The sequence below is a fragment of the Pseudomonas sp. KCJK9058 genome (assembly GCF_046230975.1).
GTDB classification, from domain to species: domain Bacteria; phylum Pseudomonadota; class Gammaproteobacteria; order Pseudomonadales; family Pseudomonadaceae; genus Aquipseudomonas; species Aquipseudomonas alloputida.
In genome coordinates, this window is sequence record NZ_JBJJLR010000113.1 from 1 (window position 1) to 1,012 (window position 1,012).

The window sequence follows — 1,012 nt, forward strand, 5'->3', positions numbered from 1 at the left end:
ACGCTTCCTCTGGCAGGGGCTGAGGATGCTGCGGGAGGAAACGCCTGGGCAGAACATCCTGTACCTGTACGAGCCGGGTAGCTATGCGCCGTTGGCGCGGGTTGATCAGGTTGAAGGGGAAGGACAGAAGGTCTATTACTTCCATACTGACCAGATTGGTACGCCGCTGGAACTGACGGACAGTGACGGGCAGATCGTTTGGCAGGCGACGTATCGCTCATCGGCCGAAATCGATGAACTTGTGGTGGATATCACTGAGCAAAATTTGCGGCTGCAAGGGCAATATTTCGATAAAGAGATTAATCTGCATTACAATACTTTTCGTTATTATGATCCGGGAGTAGGGAGATTTATCTCGCAAGATCCAATTGGGTTGGATGGTAGTGATAATCTTTATAGGTACGCACCTAATCCGGTCACTTGGATCGACCCTCTTGGCTGGGTCCACGAACAAGCGCCGGGGTATAATGTTTATGGCTTGTTTGATAAGGGGAGTGATAAACCCTATTATGTGGGAATCACTGATGATCTATCACGACGTAGAGCAGAGCATGCTGGCAGTAACAGACTAAGCCCTGGGGCGAGGATGGAGCCTCTTGACAAAAATATTACCTATGGGGAAGCACGAGGTTTTGAACAGGCCTATATTGAACACTATGAGACAAAAACTGGCATAGTAGGCGAAGAGATCTCACATAAAAATCGCGGAAACAAGATCAACTCATATGATCATGCAAATACTACGAGAGCTCCAACTCGCCAAGCTAATTTCGAAAGTAATTTCGCCAAGAAAACTGCTGCATTGAAAGGAGGTTGCGGATGACGTCACTTGAGGTTTATGAGTGGGACAAAAAGATCAAAACAAGTTATAAAAAAATAAAAAGCGGGGATATATTTTGCTTTGCTTTAGACTCCAAAAAATATGGGGTTGGTCGCATTATGACCCAAAATAGCCTTGGCCATGTAGTGGAGATTTTTGACAAGGTTCTTAATGTCCCAGCGGTTGATTCAC

The 1,012-nt window shown here is 46.0% G+C and carries 2 protein-coding genes; both read left to right on the forward strand.

Features of this window, described 5'->3' with window-relative positions; all coding sequences use genetic code 11:
* Positions 1 to 823: RHS repeat-associated core domain-containing protein (locus ACK59Z_RS25810; RefSeq protein WP_409293987.1), on the forward strand; the 823-nt coding region annotated here is incomplete at its 5' end.
* The coding region (locus ACK59Z_RS25815; protein ID WP_409293989.1) for an Imm26 family immunity protein at positions 820 to 1,012 on the forward strand (193 nt) is incomplete at its 3' end. The genes ACK59Z_RS25810 and ACK59Z_RS25815, both read left to right, overlap by 4 nt.